Below are 20,220 nucleotides of genomic sequence, written 5' to 3'. Positions count from 1 at the left end.
CCCTCCCCAAGGAGGCATCCATATGGATCCAGCGACGTCGGCCCCCGTGGAAGACCCTCCGATCCACATCCTCTGGATCAACGCGGGACTGAGCTGCGACGGCGACTCCGTCGCCCTGACGGCGGCGATGCAGCCAAGCATCGAAGAGATCGTGACGGGCGCACTGCCCGGACTGCCCAAGATCGCGGTGCACTGGCCCCTGATCGACTTTGAGTGCGGCCCGGTCGGCGGCGCGGACACGTTCATCGAGTGGTTCTTCAAGGGCGAGCGGGGCGAGATCGACCCGTTCGTGCTGGTCGTCGAGGGCTCGATCCCCAACGAGACGATCAAGCCCGAGGGCTACTGGTGCGGTTTCGGCGACGACCCGGAGACCGGCCAGCCCATCACCACCAGCGAGTGGATCGACCGGCTCGCCCCCAAGGCCCTCGCCGTCGTCGCCATCGGCACCTGCGCCACGTACGGCGGCATCCACGCCATGGAGGGCAACCCCACCGGCGCCATGGGCGTGCCCGACTACCTGGGCTGGAACTGGACCTCCAAGGCCGGCATCCCGATCGTGTGCGTGCCGGGCTGCCCGATCCAGCCGGACAACTTCTCCGAGACCCTGACCTACCTGCTCTACCAGGCGGCGGGTTCGGCCCCGATGATCCCGCTCGACGACAAGCTGCGCCCGACCTGGCTGTTCGGCGCCACCGTCCACGAGGGCTGCGACCGTGCCGGCTACTACGAGCAGGGCCAGTTCGCCAAGACCTACGACTCGCCCGAGTGCCTGGTCAAACTCGGCTGCTGGGGTCCCGTCGTCAAGTGCAACGTGCCCAAGCGCGGCTGGATGAACGGCATCGGCGGCTGCCCCAACGTCGGCGGCATCTGCATCGCCTGCACGATGCCGGGCTTCCCCGACAAGTTCATGCCCTTCATGGACGAGCCCCCCGGCGCCAAGGTGTCGAGCAAGGCCAGCGGAGCGTACGGGGCCGTCATCCGCAGACTCCGCTCGATCACCGCGCACACGGTGGACCAGGAGCCCAAGTGGCGCCGCACCGGACAGAGGCTGACCACGGGCTACCGCCCGCCCTGGTGACGGATCCGCAGGTCCTCACCTCGCTCACGAACTCCGTACAGAAGAAGGGTCACGGCAGACACGATGGCACCGAAGACGAAGGCGGCCGGTGACGGCAGCGGCCTGGTGGAGATGGCCTGGGATCCGATCACCCGGATCGTGGGCAGCCTCGGGATCCACACGAAGATCGACTTCAAGCAGAAGCGGGTCGCCGAGTGCTACAGCACCTCGTCGGTCTTCCGCGGCTACAGCGTCTTCATGCGCGGCAAGGACCCCCGCGACGCGCACTTCATCACCAGCCGCATCTGCGGGATCTGCGGCGACAACCACGCCACCTGCTCCGTGTACACGCAGAACATGGCCTACGGGGTGAAGCCGCCCCACCTCGCCGAGTGGATCATCAACCTGGGCGAGTCGGCGGAGTACATGTTCGACCACAACATCTTCCAGGAGAACCTGGTCGGGGTCGACTACTGCGAGAAGATGGTCCGCGAGACCAACCCCGGAGTCCTGGAGCTCGCCGAGCGCACCGAGGCCCCGCACGCCGGCGACCACGGCTACCGGACCATCGCCGACATCATGCGCTCCCTCAACCCCATCGAGGGCGAGTTCTACCGCGAGGCCCTCCAGGTCAGCCGCTACACCCGGGAGATGTTCTGCCTGATGGAGGGCCGCCACGTGCACCCCTCCACGCTCTACCCGGGCGGCGTCGGCACCATCGCCTCCGTCCAGCTGTTCACGGACTACATGAGCCGCCTGATGCGCTACGTGGAGTTCATGAAGAAGGTGGTGCCGCTCCACGACGACCTCTTCGACTTCTTCTACGAGGCCCTGCCGGGGTACGAGGAGGTGGGGCGGCGCCGCGTGCTGCTCGGCTGCTGGGGCGCTCTCAACGACCCCGAGTACTGCGACTTCACGTACGCCAACATGTCCGACTGGGGCCGGAAGATGTTCGTCACCCCGGGCGTGGTCGTCGACGGCAAGCTGGTCACCAACGACCTCACCGAGATCAACCTCGGCATCCGCATCCTGCTCGGAAGCTCGTACTACGACGACTGGGCGGGCCAGGAGCAGTTCGTCACGCACGACCCGCTCGGCAACCCGGTGGACCCCCGCCACCCGTGGAACCAGCACACCATCCCCGCCCCGCAGAAGCGGAACTTCGACGACAAGTACAGCTGGGTGATGTCACCCCGCTGGTTCGACGGCAAGGACCACCTCGCGCTCGACACCGGCGGCGGCCCCATCGCGCGCCTGTGGTCCACGGCCCTGTCCGGGCTCGTCGACGTCGGCTACGTCAAGGCCACCGGGAACAGCGTGGTCATCAACCTGCCGAAGACGATGACCAAGCCCGAGACGCGCTTCGAGTGGAAGATCCCGCAGTGGAGCAACGCCCTGGAGCGCAACCGCGCCCGCACCTACTTCCAGGCGTACGCCGCCGCCATCGCCCTGCACTGTGCCGAGAAGGGCCTCGCCGAGGTCCGCGCCGGACGCACCCAGACCTGGGAGAAGTTCGAGGTGCCGGACGAGTCCATCGGCGTCGGCTTCACCGAGGCCGTACGGGGCGTGCTCTCGCACCACATGGTGATCCGCGACGGCAAGATCGCCAACTACCACCCCTACCCGCCGACCCCGTGGAACGCCAGCACCCGCGACACCTTCGGCACGCCCGGACCGTACGAGGACGCCGTCCAGAACACTCCGATCTTCGAGGAGAACACCCCGGAGAACTTCAAGGGGATCGACATCATGCGCGCCGTGCGCAGCTTCGACCCCTGTCTGCCGTGCGGAGTCCACATGTACGTGGGCGGCGGCAAGACGGTGAAGTCGATGCACGTGCCCACCGGCCTGAGCGGACTGGGCGGATGAGCGCGGCCGTCGACGCCCGGCTGGCCGGGCAGCGGGTCGAGGAGGTGCTCGACCGGCTGGCCGCCACCGGCGACCGGGCGGCCTGCGAGGCCGCCGAGGAACTCGTGCGCGTGCTCATGGACTTCTACGGCGCCGGACTCGCCAGGATCGTCGAGCGGCTCGGCGGCGGCCCGCTCGAAGAGGTGTTGGACGACGAGCTGGTCGCGAGCCTGCTCTCGCTGCACGGTCTGCACCCCGAGGACGTCCACACGCGGATCGCGCGCGCCCTGGACGCCGCCGACGACCCCGTGGAGCTGCTCGGTTTCGAGGAGACCACCGGCGTGCTGCGGCTGCGTCCCCGGGCCGCCGCCACCGGATGCGGCTGCGGCGGCAGCGGCCCGGACACCGTCCGGCGGACGCTGGAGGACGCCCTGGTCTGCTTCGCCCCGGAGGTGACCGGGGTGGAGATGGAGCCCGCCGCCGCCCCCGGGCCGCCCCTGCTCCAGATCGGCGTCCGGCCGCACACCCCGGTCCGGGTGCCGTGACGGGGCCCGGAGCCGCGACGGACCTGCGGCGCGGCCTGCGCCGGTTCACGGGCCCGCGCCCGCCCCGGCCGGAGCGCTGCGAACTGTGCGCGGTGGCGGTGCCCGAGGACGGGCACCGCCACCTGGTGGAGACCGAGAAGCGGAAGCTGGTCTGCGCCTGCACCGCCTGCGCCCTGCTGTTCGACCGGCCGGGCGCGGCCACCGGCCTGTACCGGGCCGTTCCGGACCGCTACCTCGCCGACCCCGGCCACCGGCTCGACGAGGGCGCCTGGGAACGGCTCCAGATCCCGGTCTCCGTGGCGTTCTTCTTCCGCAACGCCGCCCTCGACCGGCTGGTCGCCCTCTACCCGAGCCCGGCCGGAGCCACCGAGAGCGAACTCGACCCCGCGACCTGGGAATCCGTACTCGGCGCGAGCCGGCTGTCCGGGCTGCTCGAGCCCGACGTGGAGGCGCTGCTGCTGCGCCGCTCGGCGGGACGCACCACCTGCCATCTGGTGCCGATCGACGCCTGCTACGAGCTGGTGGGGCGGATGCGGCTGCTGTGGCAGGGCTTCGACGGCGGCGCCGAGGCCCGGGCCGAGCTGGACGCCTTCTTCGAGCGGGTGGAGCGGCGGGCCCGGGTCGTGGCGGAGGAAGGAGCCCGATGACGGACCTCGCCTTCACCTGCACCGGCGTGCGCGCCGACCCCTACGCGGCCGGTCCCACCCTCGTCTTCCGGCTGCGGATCACCGCAGCCGGGGACGCCCGGGTCCACGCCCTCGCCCTGCGCTGCCAGATCCGCATCGAACCGGCCCGCCGGAGCTACGGCCCCAAGGAGGCCGACGGCCTCGCCGACCTGTTCGGCGAGCGCGCCCGGTGGGGCACCACCCTGCAGCCCGTTCAGTTCGCCCAGGTCGCCGTCATGGTTCCCAGCTTCACCGGGGAGACCGAGACCGACCTGGTCGTGCCCTGCACCTACGACATGGACATCGCGGCGACCCGGTACTTCGACGCCCTTCAGGACGGGGAGGCGCCGCTGCTGATGCTGTTCTCCGGGACCGCCTTCACCGGCGCCGGCGGCTTCCGTGTCGAGCCCGTGCCCTGGGACCGCGAAGCCTCGTACCGGATGCCCGTGACCGTCTGGCGCGACATGATCGAGCAGCACTTCCCGGGCTGCGGCTGGCTGCGGCTGCCCCGCGACACCATGGCCGACCTGCTCGCCTTCCGCTCGCGGCACGCCCTGGCCTCCTGGGAGTCGACCGTACGGGCCCTGCTCGACGCGGCCACCCCCGCCGAGCCCCCGCCGCCGCCCGTCCGCTTCGGCTCCGTACCGCCCCGTGTAACCGAGAGGACCGCGACATGACCACGACGGCCACGACGGCCGCGGCGGACTCCCGCTTCGCCACCGCCCGGCAGGTGGCCGACGCCGTCCTCTTCGAGGGCTACGTGCTCTACCCGTACCGGGCCTCGGCCGCCAAGAACCGGCTGCGCTGGCAGTTCGGCGTCCTGGTACCGCCCGAATGGGGACAGGCCCACGACGAGCCCGCGCACCAGCAGACCGAGATCCTGATGGAGCCCCGGGGCGAGGCGAGCCTCTCCGTGGAGCTGCGCTTCCTGCACGCCCGGCGCCGCACCGTCCAGCAGGCCCGGGACGACGGAACCTTCACGGAGGTCGGCGAACTCCACCTGGACGACCGGGTCCTCGTCCCCTGGGACGAGGGCACCGAGGAGCGCGTCGAGCTCTCCGCGACGACGGCCGAGTTGGTGGGCGAGGGCATCACCCTCCCGTTCCGCCGGCCCGCCCGCGAGGACACCGAGAACGTGCTCGACGCCCAGGGCCGCACCGTGGGCCGCCTGGTGCGGCGCAGCGAGGAGATCGTCGGTGTCGTGCGCCTGCGGACCACCGAAGTTCCGGTCCCCTACCGGGTGTTCAAGCTCACGGCGATCGTGGAGAACGCCAGCCCCTGGACGCCGCAGCCCGGTTCGGACGACCGCGACGCCGCGCTGCCCCGTTCGCTGGTCGCCGCCCACCTGCTGCTCGGCCTGGACTCCGGTGCCTTCCTGTCCATGACCGACCCGCCCGAGTGGGCCAAGGGCGCGGTCGCCTCCTGCGTCAACCGGCACACCTGGCCCGTACTGGCCTGCGAACCCGGGCGCGCCGACGTGGTCCTGTCCTCTCCGATCATCCTGGAGGACCACCCGGCCATCGCCCCCGAGAGCGCCGGCGCCATGTACGACGCCACCGAGATCGACGAGATCCTGGCCCTGCGCACGGCCGCCCTGACCGAACAGGAGAAGCGCGAGGCGCGCGGTACGGACGACCGCGCCGCCGCCGTGATCGACCTGGCCGACTCCATGCCGCCCGAAGTGCTGGAGCGCCTGCACGGAGCGGTCCGCGCCCTGCGCGAGATCACCGACCCGGGCGCGGCGCCGCCGGACGCACCCGGGCTGATCACGGAACTCCCCGACGAGGAGGCGGTGTTCAGGCCGGACACGCCCTGGTGGGACCCGGCCGGGGACGACACCGCCGACCCGGCCCGCGACCGGATCACGATCGACGGCGTACCGGTGGGCGTGGGCAGCCGCGTCCTCCTCCACCCGGGCCTGCGCCGCACCGACGCCCAGGACCTGTTCCTCCAGGGCATGGCCGCACGGGTCGAGGCGGTCCTGCACGACGTCGACGGGGGAGTGCACCTCGCCGTGACCGTCGAGGACGACCCGGGCGCGGACATCCGCCGCGAGCAGGGCAGGTTCCTCTACTTCCAGCCCGACGAGCTCACCCCGCTGGAGGACGCGTGAGCGGCAGAACGCTGGTCGCCGGCATCGGCAACGTCTTCCTCGGCGACGACGGCTTCGGCGTCGAGGCCGTGCGCGGCCTGTCCGCGCACCCGCTCCCGGACGACGTCGAGGTGGTGGACTTCGGCGTGCGCGGAGTCCACCTCGCCTACCAGCTCCTCGACGGCTACGACACGCTGGTCCTGGTCGACGCCACCGCACGCGGCGGCGACCCGGGCACGCTCTACCTCATCGAGGCCGACGCCGAAGGCCCGGCCCCGCCGGGCGGCGCCGTCCTCGACGGCCACCACATGTCCCCCGACGCGGTCCTCGCGCTCCTGGACACCCTGTGCGCCGGCACCGGAAGCACCCCGCCCCGGCGGACTCTGGTCGTCGGCTGCGAACCCGCCTCGACCGAGGAGGGCATCGGCCTGAGCGCACCGGTGGCCGCGGCGGTGCCGCGCGCCGTCCGGATGGTCCTGGAATTGCTCCGGGCCGAGACCGAGACCGAGACCGAGACCGCGACCGAGACCGTCGCTTCGACCGGATCCCCGACGGGATCCGAAACCGCCATGCCTTCCCGAGAACTGAGGAGTACCCCGTGAGCAAGGCCATCATCGGCGGCCTGACCGCCGCCGTCACGGTCGTCGTACTGACGCAGCTGCTCCCCGACATCAAGCGCTACCTGCGCATGGTCCGGATGTGAGTCGGCGCCCGCCCCGGCGCCCGAATGGCGTACGGGGCGTGGCGCGCGTCGGCGTGCCCGACCGCACCGTCCCCGTCCTGCCGGTGTAATGAGCCCCGGCAGGACGGAGTCCTATGCACGAGATGTCGATCGCCACGGCCGTCGTCGGCCAGGTGGAAGAGGCGGCCCGGGCCGGCGGCGCCAGCGCCGTCACCACGGTCCGGCTCCAGGTCGGGGAGCTGGCGGGAGTGGTCCCCGACGCGCTGGCCTTCTGTTTCGAACTGGCCTGTGCCGGAACGGTGCTCGAAGGCGCCGGACTCGTCACCGAGACGGTTGCGGCCCGCGCACGCTGCGGCGCGTGCGCACGCGAGTGGCCGACCGGCATGCCCCCCGACCTGTGCTGCCCCGGCTGTGCGCGGGCCGCGGACGTGGAGCTGCTCTCCGGTCGTGAGCTGCAGATCGTCAGCGTGGACTGGGAGGACGGCCCGCCCTGTGCCCGTACCCGCGAACCGATCTCCGAGGAGGCCTGAACCATGTGCCGAGTGGTCGATCTACGGCAGGCGGTGCTCGCCAAGAACGACGAGGTGGCGGGCACCCTGCGCGCCGAACTCACCGCGCGCGGAACCGCGGTCGTCAACCTGCTCTCCAGCCCGGGCAGCGGGAAGACCGCGCTGCTGGAGCGCGAACTGCTGCTCGCCCGGGAGCGGGGGGTGCCGGTGGCCGCGCTGACCGCCGACCTCGCCACCGAGAACGACGCGGTACGCCTGGCCCGTTCCGGCGTACCGGTCAAGCAGGTGCTGACCGACGGGCTGTGCCACCTGGAGGCGGGGATGCTCGGCTGGCACCTGGACGGGTGGCTGCCCGAGGACACCCGGATCCTCTTCGTGGAGAACGTCGGCAACCTCGTCTGCCCGGCCTCCTACGACCTCGGCGAGTCCCTGCGCGTGGTCCTCGCCTCGGTCACCGAGGGCGAGGACAAGCCGCTGAAGTATCCGACCGCCTTCGGACTGGCCCAGCTGGTGGTGGTGACGAAGACCGACATCGCGCAGGCCGTCGAGTTCGACGAGGCGGCCTTCCGCGCGAACGTCCAGCGCGTCAATCCCGGCGTGGAAGTGGCGCTGACGTCCGCCCGCGCGGGGGAGGGCGTGGGCGTGCTGCTCGACCGGGCGCTGGCGGTCGGCGCGGGCGCCGCGGCGCACACGCCGGTCATGGCGCGCGATCCGCACGCACATGGACATGGAGATGGGCATGGACATGGGCATGGACATGGGCATGGGCACGGTCATGGCGACGGGCACGATCATGATCACGGCGACGGGCATGGGCACGGGCACCGGCACGGGACCCCGCAGCCCGTGGTGCAGACCCGCTGATGGAGGCCGTCCAGCGCCGCCGGATCATCGTCCGGGGCGTGGTCCAGGGCGTCGGCTTCCGCCCGTACGTGTACACCCGTGCCACCGGCCTCGGCCTCGCCGGGCACGTCACCAACACCCCTGACGGCGTCGTCGCGGAGGTCGAGGGCGCGGCGGACGCGGTCTCGCAGTTCTGCGAGCGGCTCGCGGCGGACGCGCCCCCGCTGGCCGTGGTGGACGCCGTAGAGCACTGCGAGGTGCCCGTGGCCGGCGGCGCCGGGTTCACCATCGTCGCCTCCCGGACCGGCGGCCCCGCCCGCACCCTGGTCTCCCCGGACGTGGCCACCTGCGCGGACTGCCTCGCCGAACTCGCCGATCCGGCCGACCGCCGCCACCGCCACCCGTTCATCACCTGCACGCACTGCGGGCCGCGCTTCACCATCGTCACCGGCCTGCCCTACGACCGCGCCCACACCACCATGGCGGGCTTCCCGATGTGCCCCGACTGCGCCCGCGAGTACGCCGACCCCGCCGACCGCCGCTTCCACGCCCAGCCGGTCGCCTGCCCGGCCTGCGGGCCCCGGCTGCGACTCCTGGCGGGACACCCGCCCCGCGAGGTGACCGGAGCCGACCCGGTCGCCGGGGCCCGCCGGCTGCTGGCCGACGGGGCGATCCTCGCGGTGAAGGGACTCGGGGGCTACCACCTCGCCTGCGATGCCACCCACGCCGACGCAGTGGCGGAGCTGCGCCGCCGCAAGGACCGCGGGGACAAGCCGTTCGCGCTCATGGCCCGGGAGCTCACCGACATCGAGCCCCTCGCCCACATCGGCCCGGAGGAACGGGCCCTGCTGACCGGCGCGGTCAGGCCGATCGTGCTGCTGCGCCGCCGGGCCGGCGACGCTCCGCGCGCCCTGGACGCCTTGGCCGAGAAAGTGGCCCCGCGCTGCCCCGACCTCGGCGTCATGCTCCCGTACACGCCCGTGCACCACCTGCTGCTCGGCCTGCCCGGCGACCCGCCGGGCCCCCGCGTGCTCGTCATGACCAGTGGGAACCTCTCCGGCGAGCCCATCGTCACCGACGACGACGAGGCCCTGGACCGGCTCGCCCACCTGGCCGACGCCTGGCTCACGCACGACCGCCCGATCCATGTGCCCTGCGACGACTCGGTCGTGCGCGTCTGCGACGGCGAGCCGCTGACCCTGCGGCGTTCCCGAGGCCACGCCCCGCTGCCCGTGCCGCTCCCGCTGCCGGTCCCGGCGGCCCTCGCCGCCGGAGGAGACCTGAAGAACACCTTCTGCCTCGGCGAAGGGCGCCGGGCCTGGCTGTCCGCGCACATCGGCGACATGGACGACCTCGCCACCCAGTACGCCTTCGAGCGGGCCGAGCGGCAGCTGGAGTCCATCACCGGCGTCACGCCCGCCCTGCTCGCCGCCGACCGGCACCCCGGCTACCGCTCCGGCCAGTGGGCCCGGCGTGCCGCCACCGGCCGGCCGCTCATCCGCGTACAGCACCACCACGCGCACATCGCGTCCGCGATGGCCGAACACGGCCGGGGCGCCGGCCGGAAGGTCATCGGCGTCGCCTTCGACGGCACCGGCTACGGCGACGACGGTGCGGTGTGGGGCGGCGAGTTCCTCCTGGCCGACTACGCCGGGTACACGCGCTTCGCCCACCTCGCCTACGTTCCTCTGCCGGGCGCAGACGCCGCCGTGCACCGCCCGTACCGCATGGCCCTGTCCCATCTGCGCGCCGCGGGCATCGACTGGGCGCCGGACCTGCCCTGTGTCGCCGCCTGCCCGCAGGATGAACTGCGCGTACTGCGCGGGCAGCTGGAGCGCAATCTGAACTGCGTGCCCACCTCCAGCATGGGACGGCTCTTCGATGCCGTCTCCTCCCTGGCGGGTGTGTGCCACCGCTCGGGCTACGAGGCGCAGGCCGCGATCGAGCTGGAGTCCGCGGCGCTCGCCGCCTCCGGTGCGCCCGCCGGAGGCGCGTACGCCTTCGGCCTGCGCGATCCCGAGGACGGCGAGGGCGGGGCGACCGCCGCCGCTCCCGCCGCTCCCGTCACCGCCGACCCGGCGCCCGTGCTCGCCGCCGTCGCGGCCGACGGACGGGCGGGCGTGCCCACGGCGGTGATCGCCCACCGCTTCCACGCCTCCGTGGCCGCCCTCGTCGGCGAGGTCTGCGGGCTCGCCCGCGAGCGGCACGGCCTGGACACCGTCGCCCTCAGCGGCGGCGTCTTCGCCAACACCCTGCTCTCCTCGGCGTGCGCCCGCACCCTGCGCGAGCAGGGCTTCACCGTCCTGCGGCACACCCGCGTCCCGCCGAACGACGGCGGACTGTCCCTCGGCCAGCTCATGGTGGCGGCAGCGGTCCACCCCACGGAACACCACCCCTAGCGAAGGAGAAGCCCATGTGCCTGGCGGTACCCGGCCGAGTGCTTGACATCGGGGAGAGGGACGGCACCCGCATGGCGACCGTCGACTTCGGCGGCGTGCAGAAGGAGGTCTGCCTGGAGTACCTGCCGGACCTCCAGGTCGGCGAGTACGCCATCGTCCACGTGGGGTTCGCCCTTCAGCGCCTCGACGAGGAGTCGGCCAAGCAGACCCTCGAACTCTTCGCCCAACTCGGCATGCTGCAGGAGGAGTTCGGCGATCCCTGGGAGGCGGCCGCAGCGGCCGGAGGTGCCCCCTGGCCCTTCGCCGACGAACCGGACGGCCTTGACGTTCCGGCCGGAGCGGCACCGCACGGCGAGGTCCGGCAGGAGGAGATCCGCAAGTGAAGTACATCGACGAGTTCCAGGACCCCGAGCTCGCCCGCCGGCTGCTCGACGACATCCACGCCACCGTGACCCGCCCCTGGGCCCTGATGGAGGTCTGCGGCGGCCAGACACACACCATCATCCGGCACGGCATCGACCAGCTGCTCCCGGAGCAGGTGGAACTGATCCACGGTCCGGGCTGCCCGGTGTGCGTCACCCCGCTGGAGGTCATCGACAAGGCTCTGGAGATCGCCTCCCGTCCGGACGTGATCTTCTGCTCCTTCGGCGACATGCTGCGCGTCCCCGGCACCGGCCGCGACCTCTTCCAGGTGAGGAGCGAGGGGGGCGACGTACGGGTCGTCTACTCCCCGCTCGACGCGCTTCGGATCGCGCAGGACAATCCGGGGCGCGAGGTGGTGTTCTTCGGCATCGGCTTCGAGACCACCGCACCGCCCAACGCCATGACGGTGTACCAGGCGAAGAAGCTGGGCATCCGCAACTTCAGCCTGCTGGTCTCGCACGTCCGCGTCCCCCCGGCCATCGAGGCGATCATGCGGTCGCCGAGCTGCCGGGTCCAGGGCTTCCTGGCGGCCGGCCACGTGTGCAGCGTGATGGGCGTGGGGGAGTACCCCGAGCTGGCGGCCCGCCACCGCGTTCCGATCGTCGTGACCGGTTTCGAGCCGCTGGACATCCTCGAAGGCGTCCGCCGGGCCGTACGGCAGCTGGAGCGCGGTGAGCACACCGTCGACAACGCCTACGCGCGCGCCGTGCGCCCGGAGGGGAACCCGGCGGCCCTGGCCATGCTGGAGGACGTCTTCGAGGTCACCGACCGCGCCTGGCGCGGCATCGGCGTCATCCCGGACAGCGGCTGGCGGCTGTCGGCCCGCTACCGGGAGTACGACGCCGAGCACCGCTTCTCGGTGACCGGGATCAACACCCTGGAGCCGGCCGAGTGCCGCAGCGGCGAAGTGCTCCAGGGGCTGCTCAAGCCGCACGAGTGCGAGGCCTTCGGCACGCTGTGCACCCCGCGCAGCCCGCTCGGCGCCACGATGGTCTCCAGCGAGGGCGCGTGCGCCGCGTACTACCTGTACCGACGGCTGGAGCTCACTCCCGCCACGACCGCCGTATCGCCGGAGGCGAGCCCCGTTGCCTGAGACTGCACTGCCCGCGAGCGCACGGCCCGAGACCGTACGGTCCAAGGCCCCGCTCGACATCACCGGCTGGACCTGCCCGGCCCCCCTGCGCGACCGGCCCCGCGTGGTGATGGGCCACGGCGGCGGCGGCGCGCTCTCGGCCGAACTCGTCGAGCACCTCTTCGCCCCCGCGTTCGGAGGTGAGGTACTGGCCCAGCTAGGGGACTCCGCCGCCCTTTCGCTCGGCGGGCTCCGGCTGGCCTTCTCCACCGACTCCTACGTCGTGCGGCCGCTGTTCTTCCCCGGCGGCAGCATCGGCGATCTGGCGGTCAACGGCACGGTCAACGACCTGGCCATGAGCGGAGCCGGGGCCGCCTACCTGTCCTGCGGGTTCATCCTCGAAGAGGGCGTCGAGGTCTCCGTCGTTGCGCGGGTGGCCGAAGCCCTGGGAGCCGCCGCGCGCGCGGCCGGGGTGGAGGTGGCGACCGGCGACACCAAGGTCGTCGAGTCGGGCCACGGCGACGGGGTGTACATCAACACGGCGGGCATCGGGCTGATCCCCGACGGGGTGGACCTGCGGCCCCAGCGCGTCGTCCCCGGCGACGTCGTGATCGTCAGCGGCGAGATCGGCCTCCACGGGGTGGCGATCATGAGCGTCCGGGAGGGCCTGGAGTTCGGCGTGGACGTCGAGAGCGACTGCGCGGCCCTGGGCGGTCTCGTCCGGACGATGCTCGCCGTCACTGCGGACCTGCACGTCCTGCGCGACCCCACCCGCGGCGGTCTGGCGGCCTCCCTCAACGAGATCGCCGCCGCCTCCGGCACTGGTGTCGTCATCCACGAGGGCCGTGTCCCGATCCCCGCCGCCGTCGCCAACGCCTGCGCGATCCTCGGCCTCGACCCGCTGTACGTGGCCAACGAGGGCAAGCTGGTGGCCTTCGTCCCGCGCGAGCACGCCGAAGCGGTCCTCGACGCCATGCGCGCCCACCCGCTGGGCCGTCACGCGGCGGTGATCGGCGAGGCGGTCAGCGCACACCCCGGCCTCGTCGTGGCCCGCACGGGCCTCGGCGGCACCCGGGTGGTCGACCTGCCGATCGGGGAGCAGCTGCCGCGCATCTGCTGAGCCGGCCGGGGCAGGAGCGGGGAATACCGGAAACCGGTCGGCCGGGCCGTGGGGCGCGGCGCGGGTGATGATGGAAGCGGAGGGCCGCTTCGGTGAGGGCCGACCCGAGCGCGGAGGAGGTGTGCGTGCCATGACGGAGCACGACGGCGGTCCGTCGGCGCGGAAACTGGAGGAAGGCCGACTGCTCAAGGAGCTGGAGGCCATCCACCGCACGCGCCACGAGACCCTGCTGCACGGGTCGGACGACGCTCTGGTCACCCACACGCAGCGGATGAACGAGCTGGAGCGCGAGTACGTACGCCGCCACCCGCAGCGGGCCCAGACCGCCGGGCGTACCCGCTCGGGCGCGCGGGCCCGCACCACCGGCGACTAGGACCGGCCGACCAGGGACGGGCCGAGGACCGGGCGCCGACCAGGACCGGGCGGAGAGCGGGGCCGGGCGTCAGTGCTCGCTGGTGTAGCGGCTGCGCGCCCACAGCGGCAGGACGAACCAGCACAGCAGGTACCAGGCCAGCACACCGGCGACCAGCCACGGCACGACCGTGTTGTCCGTGGCCACCCGAAGGATCAGGAAGAGCGCGGTCGTGAGGGTGGCCAGCAGCAGGACGAGGCCAGTGAAGGTGAGCCGTGAGGCCCAGACGACGGCCTGGGGCTTGATGCGGCGGCCCGAGACGATGCGGTGGAAGGCGACCGGCCCGATGAGCGCGCCGGTCGCCAGGGACCCGAGGACGACGGTGACGATGTAGATCGTCTTCTCGGTCTGGGCCAGGCCTTGGAACTGCGGGGTGAACGCCACCGTCAGGAGGAAGCCGAAGAGGATCTGCACGCCGGTCTGGGCGACCCGGATCTCCTGCACCAACTCCTGCCACTGCCGGTCCGCCCGTTCCTGTTCGGTCTCGTTCCTGCCGTCGCCCCGTTCGACGTCCTTGCCGTCGTCGCGCATGCGGTCTCCCGATGGGTGTGCCCGTGGGGTCGCCTACCCGGGCGCTGTGCAGCCATGCCGTTCGCCCGAAGTGGGTCACGTTTGCCTCGCGTGAGACAATTTTGTATCGTTCGAGGCGAAGGAGGCTCACTATCGTGCATGAGAACGAACTGCTGGACGGCGCGGCGCGCGTCCTCGCCGGAGATCACAGCGCCTCGATGGTGCAGATCGCCGCCGGGATCGGGACCAGCCGCGCCACGCTCAGCCGGCGCTACGCGACCCGCGAGGCCCTGCTGAAGGCGGTAGCGGTGCGGGCGATCCAGGTGGTCGACGAGTGTCTGACCCCCGCAGACCTGCCGGAGACCGCCGACGACGCCGCCTTCGACGCGGCACTGGAGGAGCTGGTCATCGCCCTGATGCCCGCGGCGCACCTGTACGGCTTCACCTCGCGGGACGCCACCGTGCTCGCCGACCCCGAGTTCCGTGCCGGTGTCGACCGGCAGGACCGGCGGGCGCTGGCCTTCCTCGCCCTCGGCCAGCGGCTCGGGCGGCTGCGCACCGACCTGCCGCCGTACTGGATCTGGTACTCGCTCTGGGGTCTGCTCGACGCGGCCGCCGAGGGCGTTCGCGACGGGCACCTCGCCCCCCGGCAGATCGGCCACCTGGTCCTGACGTCCTTCCTCAGCGGGACGCGGTTCACCGCGCCCCCGCACACCGCGCAACCCTGATCGGAACCCCATGCACACCCCCTCGCAGGACCCCCGCCGGTGGATCGTCCTGGCGATCCTCTCCGGCAGTCTCCTGCTCATCTCCATGGACACCACGATCCTCAACGTGGCCTTCCCCTCGCTCGTCGGCGACCTCCGGCCGTCCGCCGTACAGCAGCTGTGGATCATCGACGTCTACGCCCTCGCCCTGTCCGGCATGCTGGTCACCGCCGGTGCGCTCGGTGACCGCTGGGGCCGCAAGCGGCTGCTCATGGCCGGCTTCGGCATCTTCTCGCTCGCCTCGCTCATAGCCGTCCTGTCCACCGAGGCCTGGCACGTCATCGCGGCCCGCGCCCTCCTCGGAGTCGGCGGCGCGGCGATCATGCCCGCCACCCTGTCGATCCTGCGCAGCGTCTTCACCGACGCCAGGGAACGCGCCTTCGCCCTCGCCGTCTGGGCGGCCGTCTTCGGTGGCGGCATGGCCTTCGGTCCGGTCATCGGCGGACTGCTGGTCCAGGACTACGGCTGGCACTCCGCCTTCCTCCTCAACCTCCCCGTCGCCGCCGTGATCATGGCGGCCGGTATGCGCTACCTCCCCGAATCGCGCGCCCCGCGCAGCACCGGCGCGTGGGACTGGTGGGGCGTCGGCCAGTCCATCGTCGGCATGCTCGCCCTCGCCGGAGGCATCAAGCAGCTCGGCAAGAGCGGCGTCGGTGACCCGCTTCCCTGGGCGCTGCTCCTGCTCGCCGCCGTCGCGCTCACCGTGTTCGTACGCCGCCAGCTGCGCGTGGACAACCCGCTGCTCCAGGTGCGGCTCTTCGCCAAGCCCGCCTTCAGCGTCGCGGCCACCGCGATCTTCCTGCCCATGGTGGGCATGGGCGCGATCCTGTTCCTGGTCACCCAGTGGTTCCAGTACGGCCAGGGCTACACCCCGCTGGAGGCCGGTCTTCGGCTGCTGCCCGCGCCGCTCGCCCTGATCTGTGCCTCGATGGTGGCCCCCGCCCTGATGCAGCGCTTCGCGATCCGGCACGTGCTGGGCGCCGGTCTGGTCGTCCTGGCCGCGGGCATGGCCATGCCCTGGACCCTGCAGCAGTTCACCGAACTCGACTACCCCGCCTTCGCGGCAGCCCTGACCGTCATGGGCCTCGGCGCCGGCACGGCGACCACGGTCGCCTCGGTCACGCTGATCTCCGCGGCGCCCGCGGACGAGGTCTCCAGCGCCGCCGCCATCGAGGAGACCTGCTACGAGCTGGGCTCGGCCATGGGCGTCGCCATCCTCGGCTCGACCGCGGCCGCCCTCTACCGGGGCAACCTGCCCGCCCTCGACCTGGACGGCCCGAGCGCCGCCGCTGTCCGGGACTCCGTCGGCGAGGCCGCCCACACCGCCGAACGGCTGGGCGGCGCCCTCGGCCAGGCACTGCTCGACACCGCCTCGCACGCCTACACCCTCGCGATCACCCCGGCGTTCCTCATGGCCGGCGGCCTCGCGGTCGCCGCCGCGGTGACGACCTGGTCGCTCATTCCGCGTGATCTCCGGCCCACCGAGAACCACTGACCCGGGCCGCTCGGAACGCGGGCGCCACGGGCGCCGGGCCCAAGGTGGTCGTGCCCGGCGCCGCCCGGTGGCCCAGGCCCGTGCGGTACGCGTCCAGGGCGGCCTCCGTCCGGCCGGTCCGGCGCAGCAGGTCGCCCAGCATCCGGCACAGATCGGCCAGGTCGCCCGTGGCCCCGCTGCGTTCCAGCAGCGCCAGCGCCTGCACGTAGTGCTCCTCCGCGGATTCGGCCTCGCCTCGCTCCTCGGCCATCAGGCCGAGGAGCCGGTGCGCGCCGCCCGCGTGCACGGCGCCGTGACTGTCCCCCAGCTCCAGCAGCGCCGACAGCAGCTCGGCGGCTTCCTCGTACCGGCCGAGCCGGCGCAGTACGTCGGCCAGCTCCACCTCCACCTGCGCCGTGTACAGGGCGGCCCGCCGGGCTGACAGCATCTCCCGGGCCGTACGCAACTCCCTCTCGGCCGAATCGAGTTCACCGTTCTGGGCCTGTACGTAGCCGCGCATCCAGTGGCAGTGCGCCATGTCGGTCCGCAGCCGCAGCTGCCCGTAGATCGCCTGGGCCTTGGCCAGTGAGGCGTCGGCGTCGGCCACCCGCCCCTCCGCGAGGAACGTCCGAGCCACCTGCCGGTGCATCCCCGCCACCAGCGCCGGATCGCTGACCTGCGGGGCCAGCGCGAGGGCGAGCTCGGCCGCATGGGCGGCGCGGGCGTGGGCGCCCATGTCGATGTACGGCCCGATCGCCGCCGCGTAGAGCAGGACCAGGGCCTCGGGGTCGGCCAGTCCGCTCGTGCTCAGCTCGTCGATGGTGGACTCCAGCAGGTAGCAGGCGTAGCGCAGCTCCCCGGCGAGCAGGTGCGCGACGGCGCGGCCGCGGATGGGGCGGGCGCGGCGGGGCAGCGGCTCATCGGCCAGCAGTCGCTCGGCCGCCTCGAAGTGGCGGATCGCGGCCTGGAGCTCGCCGGATTCCAGGGCGCAGTCGCCCAGTCCGAGGAGCGCCTCCGCCTGCTCGGGGGCCAGCGCGAGTTCCTCCGCTTCGCCGAGCAGCTGCCGGTAGCGGACGGCGGCCTCGTCGGCGGCGCCGGTCGCGAGCGTCTGCTGGGCCTCGGCGAGGGCGAGCCGCACCTCGGTGGCCAGATGCGGGGGGCGGCCGGTGGTGAGTTCCTCGTACGTGGTGCCCAGGCGTCCGGCGAGGAAGCGCAGCGCGGTCTCCGAGGGGCGGACCCTGCCCGACTCCAGCGTGGAGATGTAGGCAGGGGTGTAGTTGGGTTCCGCCAACTGTCTTTGGGTCAGACCGAGTTCACCGCGCATGCGCTGAACCCTGAGTCCGATACGGGCCGGTTCGTCCATGGATTCCCCCTGGTTGCTCGAACTCCCAAGTATTCAGCGGGAACAGGCCATTGCGCACGCCCCCCGCGCGACCTAATTTAAGCAACCGATTCAACAGGCTTATCCAGTTGCTTAATTTCCTTTCCAGGGGGATGACTTCATGCGTCCAGCCAGACATCCGTCCGGCCGTCCGGCCGTCCGCGCCGCTCTGCGCGGAGCCGTCGCGGCGGCCTGCGCCACCGCCGTACTCTTGGCTGCCGGCCCCGCGCGCGGGGCCGACGCGCCGCCCAAGCCCGGGGTGGGGACGGGGGTGGAGGTCGAGATACCGGGGCCGGAGCACGGCGGCGACGCCGGATCCGGTCACACCCGTGTCCCGGCCGCCGGTGCCGCGGCGAAGAGCGCGGGCGGGCTCTCGGCCGCCGAGCGGGAGGCCGACGGCGAGGTCACCAAGATGATCGACAACGGCTCCACCGCCGACCGCCTCGACGTCGTCGTCATCGGCGACGGTTACACCGCCGCCGAACTGGAGCGCTTCCACGCCGACGCGCGGCAGAAATGGGACGAGGTGACGGCCGTCGAGCCGTACACCACCTACCGGAACCTCTTCAACGTGTGGACCGTCGACGCCGTTTCCCGCGAATCCGGTGTCTCCGGCGACCCGGACCCGGCCACCGTCCGCGACACCGCCCTCGGCTCGTACTTCTGGTGCGAGGAGATCGAGCGGCTGCTCTGCATCGACCAGCCCAAGGTCGACGCGTACGTGGCCAAGGCGCCGGCCGCCGACCTGGTCATCGTGCTGGCCAACAGCACCAAGTACGGCGGAGCGGGCTACAACGAGCGCAGCGCCACCCTCGGCTACGAGGGGATCTCGACCGCCTCGGCCGGCCACGCGAAGTCCGGCCAGGTCGCGATCCACGAGACCGGCCACTCGCTCGGCAAGCTCGCCGACGAGTACTTCTACGTGGGCGTACCGGGCTACGAGAAGTACACCGGCCCCGAGCCCGGCGACTCCAACACCTCCACCCTGGCCGCAGACCCGATGGCCGGACAGCGGGCCAAGTGGTACCGCTGGCTCGGCGAGCCGTCCCCGGACGGCGGCACGGTCGGCACGTACGAGGGCGGCGGCTACTACGTCTCCGGCCTGTACCGGCCCACGGACAACTCGATCATGCGGGTCCTCGGCAAGCCCTTCAACCTCCCCGGTGTCGAGGCGATGATCGGCGGCTTCTACCAGCACGCCAAGACCGTCGCGCCGCTCACCCCGACCGACCGCACCCTGCGGGCGCGCCACACCGCGAGGGCGGCCGTGCCGAAGCTGGCCGGCGCGGACGGGCGCCAGCTCGTGGTCAAGTGGTACCTGGACGGCAGGGAGCTGAAGAGGTTCGAGGGCCGGACCGAGGTGGCGGTGGCCGACCTGTGGCTGTTCGATTTCCGCACGCACCGGCTGTCGGTGACCGCGGAGGACCGCACACCCTCGGTGCGCGACCCCAGGATCGCCCGCACCCTGCGCTCCACCGCGCAGTGGACGGTCCGCCTCTAGGTCCTGTCGTCGAAGTGGGGGAGTCCGACTCCCTCAGACCCGACTCCCTCAGACCCGGCACCAGACGGCCATCGCCCAGGAGAACAGCCCGAACAGCATCAGCCCGGCGGCGACCAGCACGAGGAGCCACGGTCCCGCCGGGGTCTGGGTGAAAGCGCGAAGGGTGTCGTCGATGCCCTTCGCCTTCGCCGGGTCGTAGCGCACCGCGGCGTACACGACGAAGGCGCCGGCCGCGGCGAAGACGGCGCCGCGGGCCACGCCGCCGGTGACGCCGAGGAACTCGACCGAGTCGCGGACCGCCTCGGGCGTCCGGTCCATCGCCAGCTGTTCGCGGAACGTGCGCAGGGCCGCCTGTACGACGATCACCACGCCCCCGACCGCGACCGCCGCACCGGCCGCGCCGACCCACCACGGGCCGCCCGGCAGCTCCATCGCCCTGGCCGTCACGTCGCGCGACTGCTCGTCACTGGACCGCTGACCGCCGGACCCGGCCGCGAAGGACAGCACCGAGAACGCGGCGGCCCCGTAGAAGACGGTCCGCGCCGCCGACGCCAGCCGCTTGGTGGCCTTGTCGCCGTCGGGGCCCGCCGCGCCGAACACCGCCTCCGACAGCCGCCACAGCATCATGCACACCAGGCCGATTCCGACGGCCCACACCAGGACGCCGCCCAAGGGCTGCTCCGTGAGCTCTTCGAGCGCGCCCTTGCGGTCCGCCTCCCGACCGCCGTCACCGAACGCCACGCGCAGGGCGAGCACACCGACGAGCACGTACAGCACACCGCGCGTCACCAGTCCGCACCGGGCCACGACCTCTCGGCCCATGCCGCCCTGGGCGGCGGTGCGTACGCCCTGGCGCCCCGCACCCTCGCGCCGTACACCTTCGCGTGTCTGTTCGCCGCCCGTCATGACACGCGGCTACC

General features: G+C 72.4%; 21 protein-coding genes. 18 read left to right on the top strand and 3 right to left on the bottom strand.

Annotation, left to right across the window (positions count from 1 at the left end):
• Window positions 1-22: 22 nt before the first annotated feature.
• The 15 genes from ACFYOB_RS02475 (at window position 23) to ACFYOB_RS02405 (ending at window position 13,628) form a co-directional block, all read left to right on the top strand.
• Window positions 23-1,078 (top strand): hydrogenase expression protein HypE, encoded by a 1,056-nt coding sequence (locus ACFYOB_RS02475; protein WP_388553363.1) that lies wholly within the window; start codon window positions 23-25, stop codon window positions 1,076-1,078.
• A 63-nt stretch (window positions 1,079-1,141) separates the two neighbouring features.
• A complete protein-coding gene (locus ACFYOB_RS02470; protein ID WP_388553361.1) occupies window positions 1,142-2,926 on the top strand; it encodes a nickel-dependent hydrogenase large subunit in 1,785 nt (594 codons plus the stop codon).
• The gene (locus tag ACFYOB_RS02465) at window positions 2,923-3,450 is read left to right on the top strand and encodes a hypothetical protein (protein WP_388553359.1); all 528 of its coding nucleotides are present in this window, start codon (window positions 2,923-2,925) and stop codon (window positions 3,448-3,450) included. The genes ACFYOB_RS02470 and ACFYOB_RS02465 overlap by 4 nt, the downstream gene beginning before the upstream one ends.
• The gene (locus tag ACFYOB_RS02460) at window positions 3,447-4,097 is read left to right on the top strand and encodes a DUF5947 family protein (protein ID WP_388553357.1); all 651 of its coding nucleotides are present in this window, start codon (window positions 3,447-3,449) and stop codon (window positions 4,095-4,097) included. The genes ACFYOB_RS02465 and ACFYOB_RS02460 overlap by 4 nt, the downstream gene beginning before the upstream one ends.
• Window positions 4,094-4,792, top strand: a complete 699-nt coding sequence (locus tag ACFYOB_RS02455; protein ID WP_388553355.1) for a DUF6084 family protein — start codon at window positions 4,094-4,096, stop codon at window positions 4,790-4,792. Before ACFYOB_RS02460 ends, ACFYOB_RS02455 begins: the two co-directional genes overlap by 4 nt.
• Window positions 4,789-6,228, top strand: a complete 1,440-nt coding sequence (locus ACFYOB_RS02450) for a hypothetical protein (protein ID WP_388553353.1) — start codon at window positions 4,789-4,791, stop codon at window positions 6,226-6,228. The genes ACFYOB_RS02455 and ACFYOB_RS02450 overlap by 4 nt, the downstream gene beginning before the upstream one ends.
• Complete coding sequence (locus tag ACFYOB_RS02445) at window positions 6,225-6,809, top strand: hydrogenase maturation protease (RefSeq protein ID WP_388553351.1); 585 nt, start codon at window positions 6,225-6,227, stop codon at window positions 6,807-6,809. The genes ACFYOB_RS02450 and ACFYOB_RS02445 overlap by 4 nt, the downstream gene beginning before the upstream one ends.
• Window positions 6,806-6,910, top strand: coding sequence for a DUF6893 family small protein (locus ACFYOB_RS02440; protein ID WP_388553349.1), 105 nt, complete (start codon window positions 6,806-6,808; stop codon window positions 6,908-6,910). Before ACFYOB_RS02445 ends, ACFYOB_RS02440 begins: the two co-directional genes overlap by 4 nt.
• A gap of 113 nt (window positions 6,911-7,023) precedes the next feature.
• Complete coding sequence (locus ACFYOB_RS02435; RefSeq protein ID WP_388553347.1) at window positions 7,024-7,419, top strand: hydrogenase maturation nickel metallochaperone HypA; 396 nt, start codon at window positions 7,024-7,026, stop codon at window positions 7,417-7,419.
• A 3-nt stretch (window positions 7,420-7,422) separates the two neighbouring features.
• On the top strand, window positions 7,423-8,262 hold the full coding sequence (hypB, locus tag ACFYOB_RS02430; protein ID WP_388553344.1) for a hydrogenase nickel incorporation protein HypB: 840 nt from the start codon (window positions 7,423-7,425) through the stop codon (window positions 8,260-8,262).
• The gene (hypF, locus tag ACFYOB_RS02425) at window positions 8,262-10,640 is read left to right on the top strand and encodes a carbamoyltransferase HypF (RefSeq protein ID WP_388553342.1); all 2,379 of its coding nucleotides are present in this window, start codon (window positions 8,262-8,264) and stop codon (window positions 10,638-10,640) included. The genes hypB and hypF overlap by 1 nt, the downstream gene beginning before the upstream one ends.
• A 14-nt stretch (window positions 10,641-10,654) precedes the next feature.
• The gene (locus ACFYOB_RS02420) at window positions 10,655-11,023 is read left to right on the top strand and encodes a HypC/HybG/HupF family hydrogenase formation chaperone (RefSeq protein WP_388553339.1); all 369 of its coding nucleotides are present in this window, start codon (window positions 10,655-10,657) and stop codon (window positions 11,021-11,023) included.
• On the top strand, window positions 11,020-12,156 hold the full coding sequence (gene hypD / locus ACFYOB_RS02415; protein WP_388553337.1) for a hydrogenase formation protein HypD: 1,137 nt from the start codon (window positions 11,020-11,022) through the stop codon (window positions 12,154-12,156). The genes ACFYOB_RS02420 and hypD overlap by 4 nt, the downstream gene beginning before the upstream one ends.
• 7 nt (window positions 12,157-12,163) lie before the next feature.
• Window positions 12,164-13,255, top strand: a complete 1,092-nt coding sequence (hypE, locus tag ACFYOB_RS02410; RefSeq protein ID WP_388554021.1) for a hydrogenase expression/formation protein HypE — start codon at window positions 12,164-12,166, stop codon at window positions 13,253-13,255.
• 130 nt (window positions 13,256-13,385) lie between these two features.
• The gene (locus ACFYOB_RS02405) at window positions 13,386-13,628 is read left to right on the top strand and encodes a DUF6158 family protein (protein WP_388553335.1); all 243 of its coding nucleotides are present in this window, start codon (window positions 13,386-13,388) and stop codon (window positions 13,626-13,628) included.
• A 69-nt stretch (window positions 13,629-13,697) separates the two neighbouring features.
• Here ACFYOB_RS02405 and ACFYOB_RS02400 read toward each other — a convergent pair whose 3' ends face one another.
• Entirely contained in the window at window positions 13,698-14,198 is a 501-nt protein-coding gene (locus ACFYOB_RS02400; protein ID WP_388553333.1) for a DUF6328 family protein, read from the bottom strand.
• Window positions 14,199-14,332: 134 nt separating this feature from the next.
• Between ACFYOB_RS02400 and ACFYOB_RS02395 the strand changes: the two genes are divergently transcribed.
• Both ACFYOB_RS02395 and ACFYOB_RS02390 read left to right on the top strand, forming a co-directional pair.
• The gene (locus ACFYOB_RS02395; RefSeq protein WP_388553330.1) at window positions 14,333-14,905 is read left to right on the top strand and encodes a TetR/AcrR family transcriptional regulator; all 573 of its coding nucleotides are present in this window, start codon (window positions 14,333-14,335) and stop codon (window positions 14,903-14,905) included.
• Window positions 14,906-14,915: 10 nt separating this feature from the next.
• The gene (locus tag ACFYOB_RS02390; protein ID WP_388553327.1) at window positions 14,916-16,439 is read left to right on the top strand and encodes an MFS transporter; all 1,524 of its coding nucleotides are present in this window, start codon (window positions 14,916-14,918) and stop codon (window positions 16,437-16,439) included.
• On the opposite strand, the gene ACFYOB_RS02385 is transcribed toward ACFYOB_RS02390, so the two are convergent.
• Complete coding sequence (locus ACFYOB_RS02385; protein WP_388553325.1) at window positions 16,402-17,781, bottom strand: tetratricopeptide repeat protein; 1,380 nt, start codon at window positions 17,779-17,781, stop codon at window positions 16,402-16,404. The two genes, ACFYOB_RS02390 and ACFYOB_RS02385, sit on opposite strands and share 38 nt — an antisense overlap.
• 139 nt (window positions 17,782-17,920) lie before the next feature.
• Here ACFYOB_RS02385 and ACFYOB_RS02380 point away from each other — a divergent pair, with 139 nt between their 5' ends.
• The gene (locus ACFYOB_RS02380) at window positions 17,921-19,300 is read left to right on the top strand and encodes a M64 family metallopeptidase (RefSeq protein ID WP_388553323.1); all 1,380 of its coding nucleotides are present in this window, start codon (window positions 17,921-17,923) and stop codon (window positions 19,298-19,300) included.
• Between the two features lie 48 nt (window positions 19,301-19,348).
• Here the strand turns inward: ACFYOB_RS02380 and ACFYOB_RS02375 are convergent, their stop codons facing one another.
• Window positions 19,349-20,206, bottom strand: a complete 858-nt coding sequence (locus ACFYOB_RS02375; protein ID WP_388553321.1) for a DUF1206 domain-containing protein — start codon at window positions 20,204-20,206, stop codon at window positions 19,349-19,351.
• Window positions 20,207-20,220: the final 14 nt, after the last annotated feature.

Origin of the sequence: Streptomyces sp. NPDC006463 (assembly GCF_042870715.1) — a bacterium.
Taxonomy (GTDB): Bacteria; Actinomycetota; Actinomycetes; order Streptomycetales; family Streptomycetaceae; genus Streptomyces.
The sequence above is the reverse complement of the archived record's forward strand: the minus strand, read 5'-3'. Positions and strand labels throughout refer to the sequence as shown.

What these genes read in the sequence shown, in the direction of transcription:
- ACFYOB_RS02475 (WP_388553363.1), top strand. Translation starts at nt 23, where the DNA reads ATGGATCCAGCGACGTCGGCCCCCGTGGAAGACCCTCCGATCCACATC.
- ACFYOB_RS02470 (WP_388553361.1), top strand. Translation starts at nt 1,142, where the DNA reads ATGGCACCGAAGACGAAGGCGGCCGGTGACGGCAGCGGCCTGGTGGAG.
- ACFYOB_RS02465 (WP_388553359.1), top strand. Translation starts at nt 2,923, where the DNA reads ATGAGCGCGGCCGTCGACGCCCGGCTGGCCGGGCAGCGGGTCGAGGAG.
- ACFYOB_RS02455 (WP_388553355.1), top strand. Translation starts at nt 4,094, where the DNA reads ATGACGGACCTCGCCTTCACCTGCACCGGCGTGCGCGCCGACCCCTAC.
- ACFYOB_RS02450 (WP_388553353.1), top strand. Translation starts at nt 4,789, where the DNA reads ATGACCACGACGGCCACGACGGCCGCGGCGGACTCCCGCTTCGCCACC.
- ACFYOB_RS02435 (WP_388553347.1), top strand. Translation starts at nt 7,024, where the DNA reads ATGCACGAGATGTCGATCGCCACGGCCGTCGTCGGCCAGGTGGAAGAG.
- hypB (WP_388553344.1), top strand. Translation starts at nt 7,423, where the DNA reads ATGTGCCGAGTGGTCGATCTACGGCAGGCGGTGCTCGCCAAGAACGAC.
- hypF (WP_388553342.1), top strand. Translation starts at nt 8,262, where the DNA reads ATGGAGGCCGTCCAGCGCCGCCGGATCATCGTCCGGGGCGTGGTCCAG.
- ACFYOB_RS02420 (WP_388553339.1), top strand. Translation starts at nt 10,655, where the DNA reads ATGTGCCTGGCGGTACCCGGCCGAGTGCTTGACATCGGGGAGAGGGAC.
- ACFYOB_RS02405 (WP_388553335.1), top strand. Translation starts at nt 13,386, where the DNA reads ATGACGGAGCACGACGGCGGTCCGTCGGCGCGGAAACTGGAGGAAGGC.
- ACFYOB_RS02400 (WP_388553333.1), bottom strand. Translation starts at nt 14,198, where the DNA reads ATGCGCGACGACGGCAAGGACGTCGAACGGGGCGACGGCAGGAACGAG.
- ACFYOB_RS02390 (WP_388553327.1), top strand. Translation starts at nt 14,916, where the DNA reads ATGCACACCCCCTCGCAGGACCCCCGCCGGTGGATCGTCCTGGCGATC.
- ACFYOB_RS02385 (WP_388553325.1), bottom strand. Translation starts at nt 17,781, where the DNA reads ATGGACGAACCGGCCCGTATCGGACTCAGGGTTCAGCGCATGCGCGGT.
- ACFYOB_RS02380 (WP_388553323.1), top strand. Translation starts at nt 17,921, where the DNA reads ATGCGTCCAGCCAGACATCCGTCCGGCCGTCCGGCCGTCCGCGCCGCT.
- ACFYOB_RS02375 (WP_388553321.1), bottom strand. Translation starts at nt 20,206, where the DNA reads ATGACGGGCGGCGAACAGACACGCGAAGGTGTACGGCGCGAGGGTGCG.